The organism is Streptomyces sp. ME02-8801-2C, from assembly GCF_033793965.1.
Lineage (GTDB): Bacteria > Actinomycetota > Actinomycetes > Streptomycetales > Streptomycetaceae > Streptomyces.
In genome coordinates, this window is the sequence record NZ_JARAXP010000008.1 from 456836 (window position 1) to 481347 (window position 24512).

At 70.8% G+C, this 24512-nt stretch carries 18 protein-coding genes and 1 pseudogene; 9 read left to right on the forward strand and 10 right to left on the reverse strand.

Translation table 11 applies throughout. From position 1 onward, the window contains the following. Positions 1-55 precede the first annotated feature (55 nt). Both PV396_RS27945 and PV396_RS27950 read right to left on the reverse strand, forming a co-directional pair. Entirely contained in the window at positions 56-1615 is a 1560-nt protein-coding gene (locus PV396_RS27945; protein ID WP_319209142.1) for a sodium:solute symporter family protein, read from the reverse strand. 183 nt (positions 1616-1798) lie between these two features. Beyond that, entirely contained in the window at positions 1799-2584 is a 786-nt protein-coding gene (locus PV396_RS27950) for an SDR family oxidoreductase (protein ID WP_319209143.1), read from the reverse strand. Between the two features lie 99 nt (positions 2585-2683). Between PV396_RS27950 and PV396_RS27955 the strand changes: the two genes are divergently transcribed. Continuing rightward, on the forward strand, positions 2684-3565 hold the full coding sequence (locus PV396_RS27955) for a hypothetical protein (RefSeq protein ID WP_319209144.1): 882 nt from the start codon (positions 2684-2686) through the stop codon (positions 3563-3565). A 114-nt stretch (positions 3566-3679) separates the two neighbouring features. On the opposite strand, the gene PV396_RS27960 is transcribed toward PV396_RS27955, so the two are convergent. The 3 genes from PV396_RS27960 to PV396_RS27970 form a co-directional block, all read right to left on the reverse strand. Next, positions 3680-3889, reverse strand: a complete 210-nt coding sequence (locus PV396_RS27960; RefSeq protein ID WP_319209146.1) for a DUF397 domain-containing protein — start codon at positions 3887-3889, stop codon at positions 3680-3682. Between the two features lie 230 nt (positions 3890-4119). Beyond that, a complete protein-coding gene (locus tag PV396_RS27965) occupies positions 4120-4977 on the reverse strand; it encodes a helix-turn-helix transcriptional regulator (protein ID WP_319209147.1) in 858 nt (285 codons plus the stop codon). A gap of 731 nt (positions 4978-5708) precedes the next feature. Further along, a complete protein-coding gene (locus PV396_RS27970; RefSeq protein WP_319209148.1) occupies positions 5709-6464 on the reverse strand; it encodes a GOLPH3/VPS74 family protein in 756 nt (251 codons plus the stop codon). A gap of 224 nt (positions 6465-6688) precedes the next feature. On the opposite strand from PV396_RS27970, the gene PV396_RS27975 reads away from it, so the two are divergent. Continuing rightward, entirely contained in the window at positions 6689-9520 is a 2832-nt protein-coding gene (locus tag PV396_RS27975; RefSeq protein ID WP_319209150.1) for a D-alanyl-D-alanine carboxypeptidase, read from the forward strand. A gap of 106 nt (positions 9521-9626) precedes the next feature. Here PV396_RS27975 and PV396_RS27980 read toward each other — a convergent pair whose 3' ends face one another. The 4 genes from PV396_RS27980 to PV396_RS27995 all read right to left on the reverse strand — a co-directional run bounded on the left by PV396_RS27980 (position 9627) and on the right by PV396_RS27995 (position 14135). Continuing rightward, entirely contained in the window at positions 9627-11411 is a 1785-nt protein-coding gene (locus PV396_RS27980) for a hypothetical protein (RefSeq protein ID WP_319209152.1), read from the reverse strand. A gap of 254 nt (positions 11412-11665) precedes the next feature. Next, complete coding sequence (locus tag PV396_RS27985) at positions 11666-12478, reverse strand: MerR family transcriptional regulator (protein ID WP_319209154.1); 813 nt, start codon at positions 12476-12478, stop codon at positions 11666-11668. A 104-nt stretch (positions 12479-12582) separates the two neighbouring features. Then, positions 12583-13110, reverse strand: a complete 528-nt coding sequence (locus PV396_RS27990; RefSeq protein ID WP_319209156.1) for a glutathione peroxidase — start codon at positions 13108-13110, stop codon at positions 12583-12585. Further along, the gene (locus PV396_RS27995) at positions 13107-14135 is read right to left on the reverse strand and encodes a winged helix-turn-helix domain-containing protein (protein WP_319209158.1); all 1029 of its coding nucleotides are present in this window, start codon (positions 14133-14135) and stop codon (positions 13107-13109) included. Before PV396_RS27995 ends, PV396_RS27990 begins: the two co-directional genes overlap by 4 nt. A gap of 84 nt (positions 14136-14219) precedes the next feature. Here PV396_RS27995 and PV396_RS28000 point away from each other — a divergent pair, with 84 nt between their 5' ends. Together PV396_RS28000 and PV396_RS28005 are read left to right on the forward strand one after the other, a co-directional pair. Further along, positions 14220-15443, forward strand: coding sequence for an MFS transporter (locus PV396_RS28000; RefSeq protein WP_319209159.1), 1224 nt, complete (start codon positions 14220-14222; stop codon positions 15441-15443). 249 nt (positions 15444-15692) lie between these two features. Beyond that, positions 15693-16853 (forward strand): annotated as a pseudogene (locus PV396_RS28005) (ABC transporter ATP-binding protein); the annotation flags it as partial. Positions 16854-17453: 600 nt separating this feature from the next. On the opposite strand, the gene PV396_RS28010 reads toward PV396_RS28005, so the two are convergent. Continuing rightward, positions 17454-18281 (reverse strand): helix-turn-helix transcriptional regulator, encoded by an 828-nt coding sequence (locus PV396_RS28010; RefSeq protein WP_319209161.1) that lies wholly within the window; start codon positions 18279-18281, stop codon positions 17454-17456. Between the two features lie 147 nt (positions 18282-18428). Here PV396_RS28010 and PV396_RS28015 point away from each other — a divergent pair, with 147 nt between their 5' ends. The 5 genes from PV396_RS28015 (at position 18429) to PV396_RS28035 (ending at position 24421) form a co-directional block, all read left to right on the forward strand. Next, the gene (locus PV396_RS28015) at positions 18429-19190 is read left to right on the forward strand and encodes an SDR family oxidoreductase (RefSeq protein WP_319209162.1); all 762 of its coding nucleotides are present in this window, start codon (positions 18429-18431) and stop codon (positions 19188-19190) included. 357 nt (positions 19191-19547) lie between these two features. Beyond that, positions 19548-20105, forward strand: a complete 558-nt coding sequence (locus PV396_RS28020; protein WP_319209163.1) for a (2Fe-2S)-binding protein — start codon at positions 19548-19550, stop codon at positions 20103-20105. Next, positions 20102-21118, forward strand: a complete 1017-nt coding sequence (locus PV396_RS28025; protein ID WP_319209164.1) for a xanthine dehydrogenase family protein subunit M — start codon at positions 20102-20104, stop codon at positions 21116-21118. Before PV396_RS28020 ends, PV396_RS28025 begins: the two co-directional genes overlap by 4 nt. Then, complete coding sequence (locus PV396_RS28030; RefSeq protein WP_319209166.1) at positions 21115-23247, forward strand: xanthine dehydrogenase family protein molybdopterin-binding subunit; 2133 nt, start codon at positions 21115-21117, stop codon at positions 23245-23247. The genes PV396_RS28025 and PV396_RS28030 overlap by 4 nt, the downstream gene beginning before the upstream one ends. Continuing rightward, positions 23240-24421, forward strand: coding sequence for an XdhC/CoxI family protein (locus tag PV396_RS28035; protein ID WP_319209168.1), 1182 nt, complete (start codon positions 23240-23242; stop codon positions 24419-24421). The genes PV396_RS28030 and PV396_RS28035 overlap by 8 nt, the downstream gene beginning before the upstream one ends. Positions 24422-24512 lie beyond the last annotated feature (91 nt).

Genomic DNA, 24512 nt, shown 5'->3' on the forward strand with positions numbered 1-24512 from the left:
CCGGAAGCCGAAGGTCACGAGTGCCAGGAGGTGCCGGCGGTCCGGAAGCCGGAGGTTACTTCGAGCCAGGTGTTGCGTCTGCCGGTTCCGGTACAGGGGGCCGGGCCGCCGCGCTCTCGTCGCCGTCCGTGTTCACGGCCTCGATGACCGCCAGCCTCTCCGGGGTGTCCTCGGGGCGGAGGAACCCGATCAGGATGTACAGCACCAGCGACACGGCCAGCGGGATCGACACCTGGTACTGGAGCGGCACGCCGCCGTCCACGTTCCAGTCGATCGGGTAGTTCACCAGCCAGAAGGCGAGCAACCCCATCGACCAGCTGCCCAGCGCGGCTGTCGGCCCCGAGCGGCGGAACGGCCGCAGCAGCCCCAGCATCATCGGGATCGCCATCGGACCCATCAGACCGGCCACCCACTTGATGACGACGGTGATGATGTCCTTGAACGCGGGGGAGTTGACCTGCGTCGCCGCGGCCATCGACAGCCCGAGGAAGACGACCGTCGTCACCCGCGCAGCGACCAGCCCCGACGAGTCCGTCCACGTCCGCGCCCGCTTCCAGATCACCGGCGCGCAGTCACGGGTGAAGACGGCGGCGATGGCGTTCGCGTCGGACGAGCACATGGCCATGGTGTGGGAGAAGAACCCGACGATGACGAGGCCCAACAGCCCGTGCGGCAGCAGCTGTTCGGTCATCAGGGCGTACGAGTCGGACCCGTCCGTCTTCTGCGACTCGACCAGCAGCGGGGACATCCACATCGGGAAGAACAGCACCAGCGGCCACACCAGCCACAGCACCGCCGACAGCCGCGCCGACCGCTCGGCCTCGCGGGGGCTGGCCGTCGCCATGTACCGCTGGGCCTGGTTGAGCATGCCGCCGTTGTACTCGAACAGCTTGATGAAGAGGAACGCGAGCAGGAACACCGTGCCGTACGGACCCACCAGCGGCTTCCCGTGACCCTGCAGCGCGGGCTCGTCCCAGACCCCGAAGAACCCTCCGTGGTCGTCGAGTTTGGCGACGACAGCCACGAACATCGCGATACCGGCGAGGAGTTGGATGACGAACTGTCCCAACTCGGTGAGCGCGTCGGCCCAGAGCCCGCCGATCGTGCAGTAGACGGCCGTGATCGCGCCGGTGATGAGGATGCCCTGGTTGAGGGAGATACCGGTGAAGACGGACAACAGGGTCGCGATCGCGGCCCACTTGGCGCCCACGTCCACGATCTTCAGCAGCATCCCGGACCACGCCAGCGCCTGCTGTGTCTTCAGGTCGTACCGGTTCTTCAAGTACTCCAGCGGGGAGGCCACATGGAGCCGGGACCGCAACCGGTTGATGCGCGGCGCGAACAGCTTGGAGCCGATGGCGATGCCCAGCGCGATGGGGAAGGACCAGGTGACGAAGGACGTCACGCCGTACGTGTAGGCGATACCGGCGTAACCGGTGAACATCACCGCGCTGTATCCGGACATGTGGTGGGAGATGCCGGACAGCCACCACGGCATCTTTCCGCCCGCCGTGAAGAAGTCACTGACGTTGTCGACCCGTTTGTGGGACCAGACACCGATCGCGACCATCACACCGAAATAAGCGATGAGCACGGCCCAGTCGAGACCGTTCATGTGCTCCCTCCCAGGGGCGTCGAGCAAGTCGAGCGGGGGTGTCGAGCCCGCTCATACTCGATTCGCGGGCATGGCAGCGACAACAGCCCGGATGGTCAAGAGGGAGTAAAAAAGTTCGCCGCACTGACCTCGGTTCATGTCCATGAACTGAGAGCGACCACTGAAAGATTGGCGGAATATCAGCTACCGCATCAGCTCACCCGCGTTCACCAGCAACGACTGCCCGGTGATGGCCCGGGCCCGCTCCGACGCCAGAAACACCACCGCGTCCGCGACATCCCCGTCCGTGGCCAGCTCGGGCAACGCCATCCGCTCGGTCAGCCGCCCCCGAACCTCGGCCTCCGGCACCCCCTCCCCGTGGGCCGTGAACCGCACGTACGCCTCCACCGGCGGCCCCCACATCCACCCCGGCAGCACGCTGTTGACCCGTATCCGATGAGGGCCGAGCTCCCGGGCCAGTGAGTACATCGCGCTCGTCAACGCTCCCTTGGAGGCGGCGTACGCGGCCTGCCGCACCTGCGAGGGGGCCGCCACGGCGGACTGCGTACCGATGAACACCACACTCCCGCCCCGCTCCTTCAGCGCCGGCAGACAGGCCCGCGTCATCCGTAGCGTGCCCAGCAGGTTCACATCGACAACCCCGGCCCAGCTGTCGAAGTCGGCATCCTCGATCCCCCCGAAGTAGCTGTCCCAGGCGGCGACGTGGACGACCGCGTCGATCCCGCCGAACCGCTCGCGCGCCAGCGCGGCCAGCGCCCGGCACTGCTCCTCGTCGGTGATGTCGGTCGCCCGGTACGCCGTGTGCGCCCCGTCCGGATCGAGCTCGGCGGCGGTCTTCACGAGGTGCGCCTCGGTACGCGCCCCGAGCACGGCGTTCCCCCCGTCCCGCACGACGGCCGCCGCGACCTGACGCCCGAGCCCGGCACCGACTCCCGAAACGACGACGGTCTTCCCTGCGAGCAGCGACATCAAAGCCTCCTCGACCCTGGCGGATTATCTGACGGAGCGTCAGAGTATGGGCGTCCGAAGGAGGAAGGAAGAGGGCGAAGAGGAAGGAAGGGGAAGGCGATGACCGAGGAGACCCGCCGTGAGGCGGAGGAGACCCGCAGTGAGGCCGAGGGGACCCGAAGCGAGACGTACGCCGAGCTGGCCGCCGTCGGACCGTACGGAGTCCGGCCGGGCCATGCGCTCATCACCATGGTCGAACCGCACCCCGGCCACGAGTACGCGTACAACCGCTGGTACGAGGACGACCACTACTACGCCGGGGCGATGGCCATGCCCTGGATGTTCTCCGGCCGCCGCTGGGTCGCGCCCCGGGACCTCCAACTCCTGCGCCGGCCCGAGAAGTCGGCGGTCGCGCAGCCGGTCACCGCGGGCTGCTACCTCTCCACGTACTGGATCACCGAGGGCCGCTACGCCGACCACATGCGCTGGACCGTGGGCATCAACAAACGCCTCAACCGCGACGCACGCGTCTATCACGACCGTACCCACGTCTTCACGGCGTTCCAGGACCACGAGGCGACGGTCTACCGGGACGGTGCCGCCGGACCCCGTGACTTCCACGCCCTCGACCACCCGTACGCGGGGCTGGTGTTGCAGGTCATCGACGCCGAAACCCCGGAGCAGCGGGTCGAGTTGCTCGAGTGGCTGTGCGCCCGCCACCTCCCGAAGCGGTTGGCCGGCTCACCCGCGGCCATGGTCACCGTCTTCCGGCCGACCCCGCTGCCCGGTGACCGTATGACGTACGTGAAGCAGGTCGAGGGCGTGGACGTACGGCTGACGCTGCTGTGGTTCCTGGAGGCGGATCCCCGGGCGTGCTGGGAGCCGTACTTCACGGGGCTGGAGGAGGCGGTCACTGAAGTGGGCCTGGGGAGGGTGGAGTTGGTGGCGCCCTTCATTCCCACGGTGCCGGGGACGGACCGGTACGTGGACCGGCTCAGGTGACCGCTCGGGTGACCGGAGCCGGGCATGGCCGAGCCCCCTCGGCCAGGACGGCGGGCCAGTCGAGAGGGCTCTTCCTGCGGTGCTTATGGAGTTGTGGAAAGTGGCGGTGAACCATCAGATGAGGTCGAACGCTCCCCGGCTGACCTCTGCCACGAACGAGTTCCATGAGTCGGCCGGGAAAGCCAGCGTCGGACCGGACGGGACCTTGGAGTCCCGGACCGCCATCGCCGCGTGAATCGGGGACTTGACCTCGACACACGCGCCGTTGCCAGTGGAGTACGAGGACTTTGTCCAGGTGCTCGTGGCGCCTTGCTGAATTGCCATGTTCGCTCCGCTTTGACCAGTGGTGAGAGTTGCTGTCGCCGACCGGAGGGCTCCCTGCGGAGCCCACGGCACGGTTTGCGCCAACGTTGTTTCTCGATGGCCTGATCGACGCTACTCGCCAACACCGTTATGCGGACCAACCGTTCACTCGACCGGGTGGCATATACCAGCGGGCTCTTCCTCTGGCGTGATGCGGAGGTGTACTGTGCGTCCCTTGCTTCTCCAGGGCGTCAGTGTGCGTACTCTTTCGCCAAGTCCGCGATGAATTGCCGGGATTGCTCCACGTTGAGGGCCTGCGCCCGCAAGTGTTCGTACATGACGCTGTACTTCTGTACGTCCTGCGCCTTCTCGAGATAGAGGTCGCTGGTGACGCCCTCGATGTAGACCACGCTGGAGTCGGCCGCGTCGGGGAACTCCAGGATCGCGTACTGGCCGTTGAGGCCCGGATGCGCCCCCATGTCGAAGGGGATGACCTGCACGGTGACGTGCGGCAGCTGGGACTGCTCGACCAGGGACTCCAGTTGCTCCCGCATCAGCAGCTTGTTGCCCACGACGCGGCGCAGCGCCGCCTCGTCGAGCACCGTCCACAGGCGCAGCGGGTTCTCCAGCGCGGTGATTCGTTCCTGCCTTCGCAGGCGCACCTGGACGCGGTTGTCGATGTCGCTGGACGACGTCTCGGGCAACGCGCCGGTGATCAGCGCCTCCGCGTACGGGCGGGTCTGCAACAGCCCAGGGATCACCTGGGGGTCGTAGACGCGCAGCGACGCCGCGTCCGTCTCCAGCCCGATGTACACGCTGTACGGGACGTCCCCGAACGCGTGCCACCAGCCTTGCTGGCGGGAGTCCTTGGCCATCTCCATCAGGGAGTCGACCATTCGCTGGTCCTCGACCTCGTACACTCCGCACAGGTCTCGGACGTCGCGCTGACTGATGCTGCGGCGGCCGTTCTCCAGCCTGCTGATCTTCGACTGGGACACCAGGAGCCGCTCGGCGACCTCTTCGGCCGTCATGCCCTTCTGCTCGCGGAGCCTGCGCAACTCCTGGCCCAGCCGGCGTCGCCTGACGGTGGGATTGACGTTGGACGCCATGGGAACGTGCACCTCCGGCTGCGTGCCTGTACTTGCCACTTTCCGTATCTGCTGTTGAGCAGACTGCCACCAAGGCGCGTGCTACCGCTGGGAAACTGCGGATATGCGGTGCCTAGGCGGGAGATATGCGCCCGGTACACGCCAGTTCAACGAATTCCGCTTACCCTTCGGCCCCACTCCCGATGGACCGCACGTACGCATGTGCCGGACGCCATGTGTCGACGGCAGGGGCCGCGGCGGCGGTACGGGGGTTGGGCGCGGGTGCACCTACTCGGCGTAGGGCTACGCGGGGCCCTGCTCCGGGCCGCGCCTGGCCGGCGCTGCCTTGCCCGGGCCGCCCGGCCAAGGGTCCGCCCAGGCTGCTCGGTCAGGGGTCCGGCTGCTCGATCGGGGGTCCGGCCGCTCGGTCGGGGATGTCCGGCCCGGCTGCCAGTTCGAGGGTGTTCGATTGCGGTCAAGGGCGCGCCCACCGGGTTGCGGTCGTCCCGGGCATCGGGTTGCGGATGCCCGGTCACTGCCGCCGGGTTGTGGCTGTCCGCGCCCCGGTCGCGCCGGGCGCGGGCATGCGGTCGCGCGGGGCGGTGGGGGGCGGTTGGAGTCCTCGTGGACTTCCTTGCGCTTCCTCACCGACCCGCGCGGCCAGCGGCTCCCGGACCGGTCTTGGGGACTGCGGTACGGCGCTCTTGATGTCCTGCGTGGTGCGGATCCTGCGGGCGTCGTGGGACTGCGGCTCAGTGAGCCACGGCACGCGCCATGGTTCCGCGGTGCTGCTGCATCGGAACGCCGCGTGCGGGCTCCGACACCGACCTGGCTCCGGGGGCGGCCTGACGGCCGGCCGGTGCCGGGCTGCGACGCGGCTGGGCCGCGACGCCGTTCTGCACGTCCATGACAGCGTGGGCCACCAGACCGCCCATGGGGTCGTGCCGGATCAGGTCCCGCAGCCGGGAGCGGGACGAACGTCCCTCGTTACCCGGATACAGGTGCTTGCCGAGACCGACCGCATGGGCCAGCGCGGCGAGCGCCGCCGTCCGCGGGTCCGGCGGAACGCCGGTACGGATGGCGGTGTCCAGTCGGGTTCTGATCTCCCGGCTGATCTCCGTGTCCGTCGCCTGATAGCGAGTGGTCGGCAGCACCCCGCACATCTGTCCCGCCACGGCATGCACCATGCCGCACCGCTCGAGATGCGAGAGGTAGGTCTGACGCAGCCCCAGGCGGGGCCCGCCAATCCAGTTGACCGCGCGTACGGGTGCTCCGCGTCGGCGAAGCAGTTCCAACGCACAGTCGAGTGTTGGATCTCCAGTCGGCCGTGGTACGACCACGGCGATACGATCCCCGTCCGGGGCTATCCGTCCGGCCATCGCCAGCTCCACTAGCTGTGCTCCGGCCAGACCGAGGTCGAGCGACTGCGGCTGTGCGGTGGTACCCGTGGCCGGGTCCAACGCCAGCAGAAGAAGCTCTTCCGGAATTGATCTGCGGCTCCTGCCCATCCATGCCTCCCCGCGTGGATGAATGACAGGGTGACCCCTCTCACATTCATCTGTCGAGAGGGCGTGACCGGTTCGTAGTGGAACCAGTAGGTATGTCGTTCTCGTCTACCGCAGGAGTCAAGGCTGCGCACAGGACACTGGTAGCTCGTTCGGACAGTGTCGTTCGGGCGGCGTCTGACGGTTCACGGTTCACGTTCAGTACTCGCACGGAGAACGTGCGGCGCATGAAGGAGGCATCGGTGGCGGGCGAGTCCCCCGACAGGTCGAAGCAGCGCGAGTCGTCGGAAGAACCGACGTCGGGGAGCGCGGGGTCGGTTCCCGGGGCCAGGGGTGAATCCGGCGCCGGGGCACGTGACCCACGGCTCGCGGTCGCCCGGGACCGGGAGTCCGCGCCACGCGGCGGCGTCGACACGGCGACGCGGGTCTTCTCCCGCCCGCCGCTCCCCGCGAAGGCGGACGCGGATGCCGCGGACGCGGGTGCGGGAACCTCGGGCGCCGGCGCTCCGGACACGGAGGGCGAGGTCGACGCCGACCTCGACACGCCCCCGGCGGTTGCGAACGAGCCCGAGGACGCCGCGAAGGCCGACTCGGCCGACGGCGCCGAGGGGACCGACGGGACGGGCAGCACCCGGCTGCGTGCGGCTGTGGCCGCGTGGGTCGCCGGTGAGGGCGACGGTGGGGCGAAGGAGCCCGAAGGCGTCGAGGATGCCGCCGACGAGACCCGCCCCGTGACGGACGCTTCGGCCGAAGTCCCTGAGGGCGACGAGGAGCCGGTTACGGAGCCTGAGGGCGACGCGGGCCCATCCGCCCCCTCCGAGGCCGCTGACGGGGCCTCTGGTGTCGCTGAGGGGGCCTCCGGAGCCTCCGACGGGGACTCCTCTGAGCCGGACGGTGCACAGGAGAGCGCGTCGCGGCCCGAGCCGGCCGACGAGCCCGACTCCGACTCCGCATCGGCACCCGGGCCCAAGTCCGAGTCGCAGGCCGAGCCTGAGGCTGTATCAGAACCGAGCCCCGAAGCCACGTCTGAGCCTGAGCCTGAGTCCGAGTCCGAGTCCGAGTCCGAGCATGAGTCGGACGCGATCACCGAAGCCGAAGCCGGCGTCGAAGCCGATGGCGGTGGCGATGGCGAAGCCGACCCCCGCGCCGACTCCCGTCCGGACCCCGCCGACGCTCCGGAAGAGGCGCCGGACAAGGATCCCCGAGACGCGGCTCCCAAGGACCCCGTCGACCAGTCGCCTGCCGACCGGACCCCTGCGGACCAGTCACCTGCCGACCGCACCCCCAGCGACCAACCCCCCGTAGACCAGCCCACCGCCATCTTCAAAGCTGTCCGTCCCCCCGCCGCACCCCCGGTCGACCAGCCCACAACCATGCTCAAGCTGGGCGACGTTCCAGGCGCGAAGCCCAAGAGCGACAAGAGCGACAAGGGCAGCACAGGCGGCACAGATGGCACCGGCGGCAAGCGTGACGCGGACGTCAACTCTGAAGGCGACGGGCGAGTTGGCGCCGACGCGGCGACCGACCCGCCAACCCCCGCCGCCGCCCGCGTCGAGTCCCCTTCTGAGCGCACCAGCAAATTCGTAGCCCTGAAGCAGCTCGACGACCCCGCCACCCGCAAGCCGCCGACCGCCGCCGAACCGTCCGCGGCACCCGGGGCCGGTGCCGCGCCCGCGGCCCGGCGTGCGGCCGCGCCGCCGCCCAAGGCTCCCGTCGCCGAGGCGACCGCCGCGATTCCGCAGGTCGGGCCCGAGCGGACGACGCAGCAACCCCTGCCGCCGCTGCCGCCGTTGGATCTGCTCGCCGAGCTGACGAACACGCCGCCGCCCCGGAACACCGCGGTGCGGTCGATCGCGCGGCGCATCAAGATCTGGACGCCGGTGGCCGTCCTGTTGGCGATCGTCTTTGCGGTCGTACAGACGTTGCGCCCGTTGCCGACCCCCGAACTCACGCTGACCGCCAAGGACTCCTACACCTTCGACGGAACGGCCGCCGCACTGCCGTGGCCCTCCGAAGGACAGGGCTGGATGGACGTCAACGGCGTCGGCACCATGGGCAGGTTCGGCGAGCAGAAGGCGGTCGCCATCGGGTCCGTCGCCAAGGCGATGACCGCGTACATCATCCTCAAGGACCACCCGCTGAAGGCCGGCGAGGACGGTCCGAAGATCCCCGTGGACGCGCTCGCGGAGAAGGAGGCGGGCTACTGGAAGCAGGGCGAGTCCACCCTCACCACCGCCAAGAAGGGTGACGTCCTCACCGAGCAGCAGGCCATCGCGTCCATCATGATCCCGTCCGCGAACAACATCGCGCGGCTGCTGGCGCGTTGGGACTCGGGGACCGAGACGGCGTTCATCAAGAAGATGAACGACACCGCCAAGGAACTCGGGATGAAGAACACCACCTACACCGACGCCTCCGGACTCAAGGAGACCACCGTCTCCAGCGCCGAGGACCAGGTGAAGCTGGGCAACGAGCTGGTGAGGATGCCGGCCCTGATGGCCATCACCAAGCTGCCGGTCTGGTACGACCACACCGGCAAGAAGTGGGACAACTTCAACCGTCTCGTCCCCTACAACGGCGCCATCGGCATCAAGACCGGCACCACCACCGCCGCCGGCGGCAACCTGCTCTTCGCCGCGACCAAGGAGGTCGGCGGCGAGACGGCCATCGTCGTCGGCGCGATCCTCGGCCAGCACACGTCGCCGATCATCGACACCGTCAACGCGGTCAGCAAGACGGCGATGATCGCCGCCCGGGACGCCCTGCTCTCGTCGAAGATCCTGAAGAAGGGCGACGTCGTCGGGTACGTCGACGACGGGCTCGGCGGTCAGACCCCGGTCGTGCTGTCCAAGGACGTCACGGCGATCGGCTGGGCCGGGCGGAAGGTCGAGCTGTCGTTCGCGGCCGTCGACGACCTGCCGCACTCCGCGAAGGCGGGCACCCCGGTGGGCTCGCTCACCGTGGGCGACGGCAAGGGCGGCGCGGTGAAGGTGCCCGTACAGCTCCAGAAGGACCTGGTCGAGCCCGGCTTCGACAAGAAGCTGACCCGGCTCGGCTGAGCATCAGCGGAAAGAGAAGCGCCCGTCCCGGTCGGAGAGACCGGGGCGGGCGCTTCGCTGTGACCAGTGCGGTCCCCGTTATTTCCTGTCCTCTACTTCTTGCCCTCTACTGCTTGTCCTCTTCCTTCTCGCACTGCAGCGTCGTCTCCCGGGACGGCCCCCCGTACGCCGAGCTGATCCGGATGTCGCCGGGCTGCTCGACGGTCAGCTTGGTGAACTCGCCGTCGTCCGTCAGACAGCCGTTCTCCGCCCACAGCCACGGGGAGTACGCGATCCGTACGGTCACCGCGCCGGCCCTCGGCATGTGGACGACGAGGTTGGCGCCGTCTGCGCTGACCACGCTGGCGGGCTTGTCGACCAGCGGGGTCGCGTTCTTGACCCGGTAGATCTTCCAGTTGGCGTCCTCCCAGACCGGCTGGAGATAGCTCGGCCCGCTGGTCACCAGGGCGTGCTCCAGCTTCGCGGGGCCGTCCGGTTCGCCGTTGACGAGGACGACGAAGCCCACCGCCCACTGGGAGAGCCACGCCTTGTAGGCCGAGGCGGAGAAGCCGCCCTCGGGCTCGGCGGTGCCGCCGTGGCCCTCGTAGAAGAGGCGGCCCCGCTCGACGTCCGCCTGCCGGTTCCAGCCGCGGGCCATGTTGATGTACGGGGCGAGGATGGCGGCCTCGCGGTGGTCGCGGGCCGGTACGACCTCGACGCGGGTCTCCTCGGCGCCCAGCCGCTTCAGCTCGTTGACGACACCGTCCGTCTTGACGGCCCACTCGGGCACCGTCGTGTTGGTGACGATGTCGGCGATCGTCTTGCCGGACAGCCAGCTCACGGCGATGGTCATGGCCAGCCCGAGCGCCACCATGCGCCGCCGGGCAGTGAACCAGGGGAGGGGCAGCTGGAAGGGCAGCCGGGGAAGGATGCCGGCCACCTCAGGGAGGTCCCCCCGGTCATCGGCCCCGTTGTCTCCGTTGTTCCCGTTGTTCCCGTTGTCCCCGTGCTCCCCGTGCCGCTTCTCGGTCCGGTACATCATGATCGCGAGCATTGTCGCCGGGGCCGCCAGCTCCGAGAGCCGCTCGACGTTCGTACCGATCGGCGTCGGGATGAGGTAGCAGAGGACCACGCCGAGCGCGTACACCGCGGCGCCCAGACGCAGTGTGCGCCAGGCGCTCGGGGCCGTCAGAACGACGATCGCGCACAGCACGACCGGCAGCCATATGCGGGCGAACGGCATGGGCTGCTCTCCCTCGAACGGGAACAGCAGGGTCGTGACGCCCACGACGGCCACCGGGGGCACCAGCAGGGCCGCGGCCCGGCCCCAGTCGCGGGACAGGAAGTAGGCCGCGCCGACGACCAGGACGAACAGACCGGCGACGGGACTGCCGGTGGTGGCCAGCGTCGCGCACAGGGCTGCCACGCCGAGGTGGCGCGCGCTGCGCCCGCTGACCACGGACAGCACGGCCGCCATCCCGAAGGCGGTGCCCAGGACGAACGTGGAGCGCCCCGAGATCACCTGACACCACAGCGAGAACCCGACCGCCACGGCCGGCCACAGCGGCTTGCGAACACCTGTGCGAGCGATGAGTTCCGCGCCGAGCACCGTGGCCGCGACCCCCGACAGCATGGTGGTCGCGACGACACCGATGGCGGCCATCAGGTACGGGGACATCAGGCTGTAGTTGGCCGCGTGCAGACCGCCGTACCAGAACAGGTTGTACGCGGAGTTCGGGTACATCTTCGCGAACTCGGCCCACGCCACCTGTGCGGCCAGGTCACCGCCGCCGGTTGCGAAGACCGCCCACCACACGAAGTACAGGGGCACCGCGCCGGCGGTGACCGTGAGGGCCACCCGATGTCGCTCGTGCCACACCTCACGCGCCTGCGTGGGCTTGTCGGCACGCATGGCAGGCCTGCGTGGGGTCAGCTCGGCAAAGGCCACTGCAACTTCCGTTTCGGCTCGGCTCGGCTCGGGCGCGCGCACGCCTGGCGGTGTCTGTCCTGTGGAGGTAGACGCTAATGGCACCCCGGGCGTTGGTTCACAGGGCCCCATGTGACCGGGTGGTGACCAGGGCATGACGGGAAAGAGCCTTACCAGCTTCGGACGGTTCCCGGGCGGGCGCGACCGGATAATTCAGGCCGCGCCCTTCCGGACACCGGTCAGGAGCCTCCCGACAGACCGACGGGGAACGCTACGTCGCACACCGCGTCGTCCGGCCCCGCCGCGTCCCAGTCCGCGAAGTACACCTCGCGGCACGGCCCCACCGGCTCGATCCCCTGCCCGGCCATCCACCGCTCGACCGCCTCGAAAGCCGCGATGATCTGCGGATGGGCCACCTGCGCCTTGACGATCCGCGTGTACGCGAGCCGCCGGGCCGGCTCCACCCGTACCGCCGTCGACCGGGCCCGGCCGTGCGCCGCCACCCAGGCCCGCGCGGCGGCCTCGTCGGCGACCGGGACGCACGACTCGGCCGGGCCGTCGCTCTCCATGGACACCTCGGAGTGATAGACGACGAACGGCGCCGCGCTCACGCCCCCGCACTCCCGGGCCCCCGCCTCCAGGCGCCCCAGCGACGCCCCGATCCACGCGGGCAGCTCGTCCGCGAGAGTGTGCCGCGTCTCGGTCAGCACCACCCGCTCGGGCACGTCCACGGTCTCGACCACGAACCTGCCGTACAACTCGTCCAACCCGTCCATCTCGGAGCTCCTCCCCGACAGTCGTCCACGGAGGAAGTCGGCCAATGTGCGCGCCAGCTGCCGCAGCAGCGCCACCAGGCGGGCGCGTTCGGTCTGCGCCGGCCGGTAGTAGCGGTAGCCGCTCGTCGCGTCGACGTGCGCGGGGGCGAGCAGCCCGAGCCGGTCGTACAGCCGCAGGGCCTTGGGCGAGAGCCGGGCCCGGGCGGCGAACGCGCCGATGGAGAGCAGTTCGTCGTCCCCGTACGCGCCGTAGCCGTTGACCCCGTGACCGTTCACTCCGACATCCTCCGTCACCGGGCGCGGTCGGCCCGGTGACACAGGACGCTCACCCTTGCCCCAGGGACAAGGCCAACCCACGCGATCGACTCGGATCCGGTGGGTCAGCCGATGGCCTTCTCCACCGCGCCGACCAGCTCGTCCGTCTCCGGCTCGGTCTGCGGGGAGAAGCGCGCGACGACCTGCCCGTCACGGCCGATGAGGAACTTCTCGAAGTTCCAGCGGATGTCGCCGGTGTGGCCCTCGCCGTCGGCGAAACCGACCAGGCGGTCGTACAGGGTGTGCCGGGCGTCCCCGTTGACCTCGATCTTCTCGGTCATCGGGAAGGTCACGCCGTACGTCGCCGAGCAGAACTCGGCGATCTCCTCGGAGCTGCCGGGCTCCTGGCCCATGAACTGGTTGCAGGGCACCCCGAGCACGGTGAAGCCCTGGTCGGCGTACCGCGCCTGGAGCTTCTCCAGCCCCGCGTACTGCGGGGTCAGCCCGCACTTGGAGGCGACGTTGACGATGAGGACGGCCTTGCCCGCGTACTGGGCGAGGTCCGCGGAACCACCCGTGAGGGCGCCGATCTCGACGGCGAGGGGGGAGTCGGCGGCGGGGGAGGAGGCGGGGGAAGTGGCATCAGTGGTCATAAGCGGATGCTAGCTCCGGAAGGTACCGGCCCGTCCCCCGCCCCTGCCGCCTCCGCCCCGGCCCCCGAAGCCTCGACCAACACCTCCCCGGCGGCCGTACGCGAGTACAGCACCGACCGTCCCGCCCGCCGCCGCTCCACCAGCCCCGCGTCCAGCAGCACCCGCAGATGCCGTCCGACCGAGCCGAGCGTCTGCCCGGTCACGGCGGTCAGCTGGGTGGTGCTGTGCGGCGAGTCCAGGAGTACGAGCACGGCGGCCCGGGCCGGCCCGAGCAGCGCCCCGAGTGCGGCGGACGCCCGCCGCCCGCCCTCGTGCCCGGCCAGCACGCCCGCGCACGGGTAGATGACCGCGTACCGCTCCGGGTCCTCCCACGCGACCCACCCGGCCTTCGGTGTCACGGGTACGAAGACCAGCTCCGCGCCGGAGATCTCGCGGGGCGGGTACTCGTGCAGGTTCACCTGGAGCCGGTCGCCGTCGAGCCAGCGGGTGCCGGGGCGCAGGGCGTCCAGTACGGCGGCCCAGCCGTCGTGACCGACCCGCACGGTCCGCGCGACCACGTCGGCTTCGAGGACGCGTCGACGCCGGTCCCAGTCCGGGAGTACGGCCTCCTCCCAGATGTGGGTGAGGAGATCCGCGGCGCGCTCGGGGAGGTCGTCCCGGTCGGCGAGGCCGGCGGGGAGCGGGCCGGGGCGGGAGCGGACGAGGTGGTCGCGGGCAAGGGCGGGGGCGACCGCACGGACACGCGCGACGCCCGTTTCGAACGTCTCGCCGTACCGGGGGGTGGGGGTCAGGAAGTCGGCGATCCACTCCCGCCCGAGGCCGACCCGGACAAGGAGGGCGGTGATGGGGTCCCGCTCGAGACGGTGGCGGTACGCGGGCAGGTGGGCGGCAAGCCACGCGCGCTCGCCGGGGTGCGTGGCCGTCCCGGCGTGCAGCAGTTTGAGGCTCGCGAAGGTCTCGGCGAGGGGCGAGACGACGAACCGGCTGCGGGCGAGGGTGTCGGCGTTCACCTGCCACCAGCCCATGCCCGTACCTCCAAGTCGCCGCTGGATGTTTCGCGTGTGCGCGAAACAATAACGCGGGCCGGCTGCCCCTCGCAGACTCCCCGCATGCGCAGCTACTCCGCCCTCTTCGGCACCCCCGAGTTCACACCGCTCTTCCTCGCCACGGCCCTCAGGTCGGCCGCCTCGACCATCGGCGGTCTGGCCCTCGCCACCCTCACCTACCGTGCGACGGGCTCGCCGCTGCTCTCCGCTGTGAGCATGTTCGGCCCCCAGCTCGCCCAGGTGGTGGGCGCGACGACCCTCCTCTCGGCCTCCGACCGGCTGCCCCCGCGCGCGACCCTGACGGGCATCGCGGTGGCCTTCGCGCTCGGCACGGCGGCGATGGCGATCCCGGGGCTGCCGATCGCAGCCGTCTTCGCCCTGCTCTTCCTCCTGGGGCTGATCGCGTCCCTGGGGGCCGGGGTCGGCTGGGGTCTGCTCAACGAGATCCTGGCGAAGGAGGGCTATCTGCTGGGGCGTTCGGTCTTCAACATGTCGAACGGCCTGATGCAGATCGCGGGTTTCGCGACGGGCGGCATCATGGTCGCGGCCCTCTCCCCCCGGACCACGCTCCTCACCGCCGCGGCCCTCTACCTCGCGGGCGCCCTGACGACCCGCCTGGGCCTGACCCGCCGCCCGCCCCGCCTCTCCGGGCGCCCGTCCATCGCCCAGACCTGGCGTACGAACGCCCAGTTGTGGTCGGACCGGCCGCGCCGGCTCACCTATCTGGGCCTGTGGATCCCCAACGGCCTGGTCGTCGGAGTCGAGTCCCTGTACGTGTCCTACGCCCCGGACTCCGCCGGCATCCTCTTCGCCTGCGGGGCCCTGGGCATGCTGATCGGGGACGTGACCGTCGGCCGGTTCGTGCCACCCCGGGTGCGCCGCCAACTGGCCGTACCGCTCCTGCTGTTGCTGGCCGTGCCGAACCTGCTGTTCGCCGTGGGACCCGGGGTGTGGACGGCGGCCGTGACGGTCTGCGTCGCCTCGGTCGGCTACGGCGCGAGCCTCGTCCAGCAGGAACGCCTGATGTCCCTCACCCCGGCCGAACTCTCCGGCCACGCCCTCGGGTTGCACTCCGCCGGCATGCTCACGATGCAGGGCGTGAGCGCGGCCCTGGCGGGCACCCTCGCCCAACTCACCACGCCGGGCGCGGCGATGGCCCTGATGGCGACGGGGTCGGTGTGCGTGACGGTGGGGCTGGTGGGGGCGGGCCGGTGTGAGGGGCGCGGCCGGGGTGAAACGGGGGGCGCGGTTTCGAGTCCCGGGGAGCGGTCGCGCTCCGGCACGTGACTCCTGACGGTCCCCGGACCGGGTGAGCAATTCCGCGCGCGGGCAGAACTGGGCAGACATGCGCGCGGCTCGACCGGCTCACAAGGGGGACCCACTCGGATGACGACGCGTGACGAACGCACGGAAAAGGCGGAGAAGGCAGCCGAGGAGGGAGTCGGAGAGGAGACCGGTGCGGGCGCGGAGACCGGTGCCGACGAAGGTGTCTCCGAGTCCGAACGGCTGCTGTTCGGGGGGCCGTTGAGGTACGACATGGGGTGGAACCAGCATCAGGGGTCGTTCCTGCAGCTGGGGCTGCGGACCATGGTCGCGCGGATGCCCCGGCTGATCGCCGCCACCATCCGGCTCGCCGACCGTGCCGACCCGCGTGCTCTGCGCCGGGTGGCGATCGCCGAGTTGGGCGGGGGAGTGGCGCAGGCGGTCGGGCTCGTGGCCGTCAACCGGGTCCTCGGCGAGTTGCTCGGCGGCGGGGACACCACCGACCGACTGCGGGCCGCCGTACCGGCGTTGATCCTCGTCGCGGTCACCGCGGTCGTCGGCGCGCTGTTACGGTCCGTGTCCACGGCCGGGACCGGGCGGCTGGAGCCCAAGGTGTTCCGGGTGGCGACCGAGGAGTACCTGGAGCGGGTGGCCCGGGTCGAGTTGGCCGCCGTGGAGGACGAGGAGTTCCACAAGCTGCTCGACTCCGCGCAGTGGGGCGCCGAGTCCGCGCGGCGCATGATCCGGTTCTGTACGTCCGTGATGACGGCGGGGATCGCGCTGGTCGCCGCCGCCGGGGTACTCACCGTGCTGCATCCGGCCCTCCTCCCGCTCCTCGCGCTGATGACCCTGCCCAGCGCCTGGAGCGCCCTCACCATCGCCCGCAGGCGGTACGTCTCCTTCCACACCTGGGTCCAACACGCCCGCGCGGGACAGCTGTTGGGGCGGCTGCTGATCGACACGCAGGCCGCGCCCGAGGTGCGGGTGCACAACATCGGGCCGTTTCTGCTGCGCCACTTCCGGACCATGGCCGAGACGGGGGAACGGGAGCAGACCAGGCTCGCCTCGCTGGCCGCCCGTACCGGCCTGATCGCCTCCGGATGGACGGGCATCGCGACGGCGGGCGCGTACGGCGTGCTCGGGCTGCTGCTGTGGACGGGAGCCATGGATTTGGCCGTCGCCGGTACGGCGGTCATCGCGATCCGGACCGGTTCCGCCAACCTGGAGGCGCTGGTCGTCCAGCTCAACTACCTCTACGAGGAGAGCCTGTTCGTCGCCGACCTGGAGCGACTGTGCCAGGAGGCGGACCGCCGGCTCATCCCGGAGACCGGCCGCCCGCTGCCCGCGCACGTGGACGCCGTCCGCTTCGAGAACGTCTCCTTCACCTACCCGGGCACGGCCACCGAACCCGCCCTCGACGCGGTGAACGTCACCTGTAGGCACCATGTGGAGCTGAACACGGTCGACGCCATGACCACGGCCGCATCTCACCGATCCAAACACATGAACATCGCGCTTGCGGGAACAGGGTGAACAATCCCTCAGGGCTGTTCCGTATGACCGACAACGCGAGAACGCCTGCGACCGACGGCGGTTTGAAACCACTCGATCTGAAGTAACCCGGCCGGAAGCACCATGACTGAGCAGCCCGACCAACTGTCGTTGGAGGTCTCGCGCCGACAGGCCGACCGTGTTGCAACTTAGCCGCCCGAATCATCGATGAGACCGTATGAAGGGGCGCTCTGCGTCCCTGCTGAAGGGCACGATGACGTTCTTTTCCACCTGTTCAGGCGGAACGTTGTCCGCGGCGGATCATTGCCGCCGGCGCCGACCCGCGCGCCACGCTCATGGTCGGCGACAACCCCGTACGCGACGGCGGCGCGACCGCCTGCGGTCTGCGGATGTACATCCTTCCGGCCGAACGCCGCACCGGAGACCGCGGCCCGGCGGACGCTCTTCGGCTCGTGGGCTCCCGATGATCAGGTCCGGGCCTGGACCCGACCGCACTGCGGGATCTGCTCGTACGAGGCTTCGCTACGTGCCCGTACTGGCCCAGCTTCCCAGCAGAGCCAGCCTCTCCGCCGTCTCCGAGCCCGGCTCAGAGGCGTAGATCACGAGGGTCTGCTCGGGATCCGCCGGGTGGACGGTCAGGGTCTCGTACTGGAGGGTCAGCTGGCCCGCCACCGGGTGCCGGAGCCGCTTGACGCCGAACATGCACTCCTTGACCTGGTGGTCTGCCCACAGGTGGCGGAAGTCCTCGCTCTTGACGGAGAGCTCCCCGACGAGTTCGGCCAGTTGCCGGTCCTCCCGTCGGTGCCCCGAGACTCTCCGCAGGTGGGCGACACACTCGGCGGCCATAGCCGCCCAGTCGGGATAGAGGTCGCGAGAGGCGGGGTCGAGGAAGACATGACGCGCGACGCTGCGTGCCCTGGGCGCGACGCGGGAGTAGCCGAAGAGGGCGTCGTAGAGCGCGTTCCACGCCAGGATGTCCAACCGGGGCCCCACGACGGCCGCAGGGCTGCGGTCCATGCTGTCGAGCAGCAGCCGGATGCCCGGGCGTACCCGGGGCGCGGCCTTGCGCCCGGGGCGATTGGCGGGGCGGGCCACCGCGTGCAGGTAGGCGTGCTCCGTCTCGTCCAGGCGCAGCACGCGCGCGATGGCGTCCAGGACGGCAGCGGAGACGCTCTGGCCCCGGCCCTGTTCGAGGCGGATGTAGTAGTCGACGCTCACGCCGGCCAGCTGCGCCACCTCTTCCCGGCGCAGGCCCGGAACGCGGCGCCGCCCATGAGAGGTCAGTCCCACTTCCTCCGGCTGGATGCGGGCGCGCCGCGAGCGAAGGAATGCGCCCAGTTCGCCGTCCATGGACTCGATCGTACGGGAGGAGCTGAACCCTAACCTGGTACTGCCAGACCCAGGAAAAACACATCCCTGGGTACGCCTGCAGGGGTGCCGGAAGGTGGTCGAGACGGGGGAGACACCCGACCGATCTACTTCCCGAGGAGCACTTCCATGTCGTACGAGAACCTGGCCGGCCGTACCGCCGTCGTCACCGGGGCCGCCAGCGGGATCGGAGAGGCCACCGCCCTGCTGCTGGCCGCGCAGGGTGCGAAGGTCGCGCTGATCGCGCGGCGCGCGGAGCGCCTGGAGGCGATCGCCGACAAGATCCGGGCCAACGGCGGGCAGGCACTGGCCGTCGTCGCGGACATCACCGACGACGCGTCCGTCGAGGCCGCGGCCGCCCGCGTCCACGACGCCTACGGCACGGTCGACCTGGTCGTCAACAACGCCGGCGTCATGCTGGTCAACCCCGTGGACGACGGTCGTATCGACGAGTGGCAGCGGATGATCGACACCAACCTGACCGGCGCGCTTCGGGTGATCCGCGCCTTCACCGGGGACCTGGTGGCCGCGGCCGCCGATGGCCGTGCTGCGGACCTGGTGAACATCTCCTCCGTCGCCTCCCACACCCCCTTCCCCAACTACACGGTCTACGGGGCGACCAAGGCCGCGGTGTCCTTCCTCTCCCAGGCGCTGCGCACCGAGCTCAGTCCGCGGGACGTGCGGGTCACCAACATCGAGCCCGGGATGACCCAGACCGAGATATCCACCCACATCAGCACCGACGAACTGCGCGAGCAGGTGGACGGGGTGCTCGCGGCCATCGGCGCACTGGCTCCGGAGGAGCTCGCCGACCTCGTCGCCTACGCCACCAGCCGGCCCCGGCACATGAACCTGCGGCAGATCATCGTCCTGCCCACCCGGATGGCGTAAAGACCCGCGGGGAGGCAGGCGCCGCCGAGCGCGGGGGCGGACCGTCTCAGCAGTTCGGTTCATGGGTGCACCCCGACTGCCGCCGCCCTCTGCCCCACCCCGCCCTCTGGTGTGCGCAACGAGCCCGACCCGTACCCGGTGCGCACCTGCGGCTGCCGGAACCCTCGCCGGCGCCGATCACTGTCCAGGGACGGCTGCCCCAGCGACGGCCGCGTTCAAAATGAGCCGCCGGTGACGTGTCCGAGCCCCGTTCCTTGCCGCCCCCCACATCTTCCCTTCTCCCGTACACGCCGTCTGACTCCTCGGTCTGCCGGACCGTCGCCCGGCGTGTTCCGGATCTGTGAAAGAAGGCTGACCATGACCCCGCCGACGACCAGCGCCATCACCCTGAACATCAACGGCGAGAAACACACGCTCTCCGTCGACCACCGCACCACGCTGCTCGACGCCCTGCGCGAGCGCCTCGACATGACCGGTACCAAGAAGGGCTGCGACCAGGGGCAGTGCGGTGCCTGCACCGTCCTCGTCGACGGACGCCGGGGCGTCTCCTGCCTGCAGTTGGCGGTGGCGGCCGAGGGGCGTGAGATCACCACCATCGAGGGCGTCGCCGACGGGGACGAACTGCACCCCGTGCAGCAGGCGTTCCTCGATCTTGACGGCTTCCAGTGCGGCTACTGCACGCCGGGCCAGATCTGTTCGGCGATCGCGGTCATCGAGGAGCACGCGGCGGGCTGGCCCAGTGCCGCCACCGACGACGTACGCCCGGAGGCCGGACCGCCACCGCTGACGCCCGAGGAGATCCGGGAGCGGATGAGCGGCAACCTGTGCCGCTGCGGCGCCTACGTGTCGATCGTCGAGGCCGTCGCCCACGCCGCCGCCGACAGCACCGTGAAGGCCAAGGAGGCCGTGGCGTGAGGGAGTTCGACTACCAGCGGGCCCATGACGTCTCCGGCGCGGTCGCCCTGCTCGGCGCCGACCCCGAGGCGCGCTTCCTCGGCGGCGGCACCAACCTCGTCGACCTGATGAAGATGGGAGTCGAGCGGCCCGCCCGTCTCGTCGACGTCCGCGAACTCCCGCTCGACGGGATCGAGGCGACCGAGGACGGCGGGCTGCGGATCGGCGCGACCGTGACCAACAGCGACCTCGCCGCACACCCCGAAGTCCGCCGCCGCTACCCGGCGTTGGCCCAGGCGGTGCTGGCCGGTGCCTCCGGGCAGCTGCGCAACATGGCCACCGTCGGTGGCAACCTCCTGCAGCGCACCCGCTGCGGCTACTTCGCCGACGTCACCCGGCCGTGCAACAAGCGGGATCCCGGCAGTGGCTGCCCCGCGATCGAGGGCGAGCATCACAACCACGCGATCCTGGGCGCCTCCTCGCACTGCGTCGCCACCCACCCCTCCGACATGGGCGTGGCCCTGGCCGCCTTCGACGCCGTCGTGACGTACGAGACGCCCGACGGGCCGGGCACGTCACCGCTCGCCGACTTCTACCTTCCCGTGGGCGACACCCCCCACCTGGAGACGGCGCTGCCGCCGGGCGCCCTGATCACCGGCATCATCCTGCCGGTCACCCCGGTGGCCGCCCGCTCCCGTTACCGCAAGGTCCGCGAACGCGCCTCGTACGCCTTCGCCATCGGCTCGATCGCCGCCGCGCTCGACGTCCGCGCCGGGGTCGTGCGGGACGTGCGGCTGGCCTTCGGAGCGGTCGCGTCCCGGCCGTGGCGGGCCCACGCCGCGGAACGCGCGCTGATCGGCGCGCCCGCCGACGCCACGAGCTTCGCGGCCGCCGCCGACGCCGAACTGGCGGACGCGAAACCGCTGCCGCACAACGCGTACAAGGTGACGCTGATGCGCAACCTCGTGGTGGCCGTCCTGTCCGAACTCACCTCCGAACTCGCCACCGCTGCCCCCGAGGAGGCCAACCGATGACCACCGCCCCCACCGCACACCCGGGCGCCGTCGGCACCGCGCACACCCGCGTCGAGGGCCGCGCCAAGGTCACCGGCGCCGCCCGCTACGCCGGTGAGATCCCCTTCGCCGGACTCGTCCACGGCTGGCTCGCGCTGTCCACGGTGTCACGCGGCCGGATCCGCGCGATCGAGTCCGCCGACGCGCTCGCGCGGCCCGGCGTGCTCGCCGTCCTGACCCACGAGAACGCCCCGCGCGTCGAGACCGACTACGTGACCGGCTACACGAGCCTCATGGGGACGCCCAACCCGACCCTGGCCGTCTTCCAGCACGACAGGATCCCCCATCTGGGCTGGCCGGTCGCGCTCGTCGTCGCCGAGACCTCCGAGCAGGCCAGGGAGGCCGCCGAGGCCCTGGTCGTGCACTACGACCAGGAGCCGCACGACGTCGCGTTCACCGCCGAGCACCCGAACGCCTACGACGCGGGCCACCTCGGCCCGGCGGTGACCGGGAAGGGAGACCTGGAGGCCGAACTCGCCACCTCCGCCGTCGTCCTGGACGCCGAGTACACCACCCCCGAGGAACACCACAACCCGATGGAGCCGCACGCCGTGACGGCTCACTGGGACGGCGGTCGGCTCGACGTCGTCGACTCCAACCAGGGCACCACGGTGGTCGCGGTCGACCTGGCCCACCTGTTCTCCCTCGCCCCGGCCTCGGTGCGGGTGCGCTCCGAGCACGTCGGCGGCGGCTTCGGCGGCAAGGGGCAGGTCCGCGTGCACCAGATCGCCGCCGTCATGGCCGCGACCGTCCTGCGGCGGCCGGTCCGGGTGGTCATGACCCGGCGTCAGATGTTCTCCCTGGGGGGACACCGCAGCCCCACCATCCAGCGGGTCCGGCTCGGCGCCGATGCCGACGGACGGCTGCGCGCCCTGGAACACCGCTCCCAGAGCCACACCTCGACCCTCCACGAGTTCGTCGAGGCGGGCGCCGGACCGGCCCGCGTGCTGTACGACGCCGACGCCCACCACACGGCCAACCGGGTCGTCCGGCTCGACGTGTCCACCCCGACGTTCATGCGGGCGCCCGGCGAGGCCCCGGGATCGTTCGCACTGGAGTCGGCGGTCGACGAACTCGCCGAGAAGCTGGGCATCGACCCGATCGAACTGCGCGCCCGCAACGAACCCGAGCGCGGCCCGGTCTCCGGGCTGCCGTTCGCCAACCGCAACCTGCACGCCTGCTTCCGCGAGGGCGCCCGCCGGTTCGGGTGGGCCGACCGAGACCCACGCCCGGGCCTGCGCCGCGACGGCCGCTGGCTGCTGGGCACCGGCACAGCGGCGGCCTCCTTCATCGTGGTAGTGGGACCGTCCACGGCGGCGGTGACGGCCGAGGCCGACGGCACCTACACCGTGAAGGTCAACGCGGCGGACATCGGTACGGGCGCCCGCACCGCCCTCACCCTGGTGGCCGCCGACGCGCTGGACGTCGCCGTGGACCGCGTTCGCGTACGGCTCGGGGACAGCGACCTCGGCCCGGCCATGAACGCCGGCGGTTCGATGGGCACCCGCTCCTGGTCCTGGGCGGTCACCCTCGCGGCGGCGGAACTGCGCCAGCGCCTCGCTCTCGGTGAGGCCATCCCGCCCGAGGGCGTCACCGTCCGCTCCGACAGCAGCGCCGCCATCGGAGCCCTCGCCCAGAAGGAACGCCACGCCTACGGCGCCCAGTTCGCCGAGGTCGCCGTGGACCCCGCAACCGGCGAGGTACGCGTACGCCGCATGCTCGGCATCTTCGCGGCCGGAAAGATCGTCAACCCGCTCACCGCCCGCAGCCAGTTCATCGGCGGCATGATCTGGGGCATCTCCATGGCCTTGCACGAGGAGGCGGTACGCGACCAGGCGTCCGGCGGCCACTACGGCGCCGACCTCGCCGGCTACCACGTGGCCGCGCACGCCGACGTCCCCGCCGTGGAGGCCGGCTGGGTGGACGACGCCGACCCCGAGGACCCCGTCGGCATCAAGGGCATCGGCGAGATCGGCATCGTGGGCGCGGCGGCCGCCGTCGCCAACGCGGTCTGGCACGCCACCGGCGTCCGCCACCGTCATCTGCCGATCCGGCCCGACCGCGTCCTGACGGCGGTGCGGAATGCTTGACCTGGCAACCGAGTTGAGCGTCTGGGCCGAGGAGGGCCGCGACTTCGCCGTCGCCACCGTCGTCGCGGTCGGCGGCAGCGCACCGCGCGGCCCCGGCGCGGCCCTCGCCGTCGACGGCGAGGGCACGGTCATCGGCTCCGTCTCCGGCGGATGCGTCGAGGGCGCGGTGTACGACATGTGCCAACAGGCCCTGGCGGACGGCGAGAGCGTCCTGGAACGCTTCGGATTCAGCGACGACGACGCCTTCGCGGTCGGGTTGACCTGCGGCGGGATCGTCGACGTCCTGGTCACGCCGGTGCGCGCGGGAACAACCGCCAGGGCGGTGTTCCGGTCCGCCTTGACCACCGCGGCCCGCGGCGAGCCGGTGGCCGTCGCCCGGATCGTCCGCGGCCCCGCCGATCAACTCGGCGCCGCCCTGCTCGTACGGCCGAGCGAAGCGAGATGGGGCTCCCCCCGGACGGAGTCCGGGGGAGGTTCGTACGAGGGCGGTCTCGGCGGACACGCCGACCTGGATCGGACGGCGGCGGCCGAGGCACGCGCCCTGCTGGAGGCCGGCCGCACCGGCACGGCCGACCTGTCCGAGGACGGCTCGCACTGTCCCGGCGGCCTCACCCTGTTCGTGGAGTCGAGCACCCCACCACCCCGCATGATCGTCTTCGGTGCGATCGACTTCGCGACGGCGCTGGTCCGTGTGGGCAAGTTCCTCGGCTACCACGTGACCGTGTGCGACGCCCGCGCCGTCTTCGCCACCAGGGCACGCTTCCCGGAGGCGGACGACATTGTGGTCGACTGGCCACACCGCTACCTGCGGCGCACGCCGACCGACCCGCGCACGGTGCTGTGTGTGCTCACCCATGACGCCAAGTTCGACGTACCGCTGCTGGAGACGGCCCTGCGGCTGCCCGTCGCCTACATCGGTGCGATGGGCTCGCGCCGCACCCACACCGACCGCGACCGCCGACTGCGCGAAGCCGGGCTCGGCGAACACGAGTTGGCCAGGCTCAGGTCCCCCATCGGCCTGGACCTCGGCGCCCGTACGCCCGAGGAGACCGCGCTGTCCATCGCGGCCGAGATCGTCGCGCTGCGGCACGGCGGTACGGGCATGCCGCTGACCGAAACGCAGACGCCCATCCACCGCGCCGGGCAGACACAGGAACCCGAGCTGGCGGCCTGACGGCCCGGACGCACTCCACCCCCGCGCGAGAGCGTCCGGGCCTCCCACGCGGGCGGTGTCCTGCGCACCGCCCGTCCCCACCACCCTTTCC

Coding starts and splice junctions, on each gene's coding strand:
- PV396_RS27995 (WP_319209158.1), bottom strand. CDS start 14,135: ATGGGCTGGTGGCAGGTGAACGCCGACACCCTCGCCCGCAGCCGGTTC.
- PV396_RS27990 (WP_319209156.1), bottom strand. CDS start 13,110: ATGACCACTGATGCCACTTCCCCCGCCTCCTCCCCCGCCGCCGACTCC.
- PV396_RS28010 (WP_319209161.1), bottom strand. CDS start 18,281: ATGGACGGCGAACTGGGCGCATTCCTTCGCTCGCGGCGCGCCCGCATC.
- PV396_RS27965 (WP_319209147.1), bottom strand. CDS start 4,977: ATGGCGTCCAACGTCAATCCCACCGTCAGGCGACGCCGGCTGGGCCAG.
- PV396_RS27960 (WP_319209146.1), bottom strand. CDS start 3,889: ATGGCAATTCAGCAAGGCGCCACGAGCACCTGGACAAAGTCCTCGTAC.
- PV396_RS27980 (WP_319209152.1), bottom strand. CDS start 11,411: ATGCGTGCCGACAAGCCCACGCAGGCGCGTGAGGTGTGGCACGAGCGA.
- PV396_RS27955 (WP_319209144.1), top strand. CDS start 2,684: ATGACCGAGGAGACCCGCCGTGAGGCGGAGGAGACCCGCAGTGAGGCC.
- PV396_RS28035 (WP_319209168.1), top strand. CDS start 23,240: ATGCTTGACCTGGCAACCGAGTTGAGCGTCTGGGCCGAGGAGGGCCGC.
- PV396_RS28020 (WP_319209163.1), top strand. CDS start 19,548: ATGACCCCGCCGACGACCAGCGCCATCACCCTGAACATCAACGGCGAG.
- PV396_RS27970 (WP_319209148.1), bottom strand. CDS start 6,464: ATGGGCAGGAGCCGCAGATCAATTCCGGAAGAGCTTCTTCTGCTGGCG.
- PV396_RS28015 (WP_319209162.1), top strand. CDS start 18,429: ATGTCGTACGAGAACCTGGCCGGCCGTACCGCCGTCGTCACCGGGGCC.
- PV396_RS27975 (WP_319209150.1), top strand. CDS start 6,689: ATGAAGGAGGCATCGGTGGCGGGCGAGTCCCCCGACAGGTCGAAGCAG.
- PV396_RS28000 (WP_319209159.1), top strand. CDS start 14,220: ATGCGCAGCTACTCCGCCCTCTTCGGCACCCCCGAGTTCACACCGCTC.
- PV396_RS27950 (WP_319209143.1), bottom strand. CDS start 2,584: ATGTCGCTGCTCGCAGGGAAGACCGTCGTCGTTTCGGGAGTCGGTGCC.
- PV396_RS28030 (WP_319209166.1), top strand. CDS start 21,115: ATGACCACCGCCCCCACCGCACACCCGGGCGCCGTCGGCACCGCGCAC.
- PV396_RS27945 (WP_319209142.1), bottom strand. CDS start 1,615: ATGAACGGTCTCGACTGGGCCGTGCTCATCGCTTATTTCGGTGTGATG.